Raw genomic sequence first — 569 nt, 5'->3', positions numbered from 1 at the left:
TGAGATCGAGATGCTGGAGAACATGGCCCGCGATCTCGAAGCGCTGCCCGATAGCATCGCCGATGACATCCTGCGCCGTATGCGCCGCATCGAGGAGCTGATGCGCGAGGCAGAAGGTATCGGCTACAAAGTCGAGGAAATCGATCGCGAGTATGAAGAGGTCTACCCAGAAGATTATGGCAGTGAACCGCCCCGTCAGGCGGTGCTCGTCGAAGAAGCCCGCGCCCGCTGGCGTCAGTCGCGCACCGCCTACAGAGAAAGCCTTGAGGTCACGGCCTCGGTCGTCTCATCGGCGCGCGAGGATCCAGAAAGCCTCGACCGGCTGATCGCCGACAGCCAGTCCGCCGTCGGCAATCTCCAGGTCGCCCAGGCCGGCAATCAGATCGAGGCCCTGCAGACCGAGCAGCTCATGCAGATGGAAGCCATGATGGCGGCGCATTACCGCGCCGAAGCGCTTGAGCGTGCCCGCCAGCTTGCCGAGGCCGAACGCGGCCGCGCACGGACACGGACCTTTCTCGGAGAGTGATGGAAGATGGACGTGATCGACACCTTCCTTGCGACCTTCATCG

The 569-nt window shown here is 63.1% G+C and carries 1 protein-coding gene; it reads left to right on the top strand.

Features of this window, described 5'->3' with window-relative positions:
• The coding region (gene trbJ / locus HY26_RS02910) for a P-type conjugative transfer protein TrbJ (RefSeq protein WP_112072907.1) at positions 1-526 on the top strand (526 nt) is incomplete at its 5' end.
• Positions 527-569: the final 43 nt, after the last annotated feature.

Source organism: Hyphomonas sp. GM-8P, assembly GCF_003263315.1.
Lineage (GTDB): Bacteria > Pseudomonadota > Alphaproteobacteria > Caulobacterales > Hyphomonadaceae > Hyphomonas.
The sequence above is the reverse complement of the archived record's forward strand: the minus strand, read 5'-3'. Positions and strand labels throughout refer to the sequence as shown.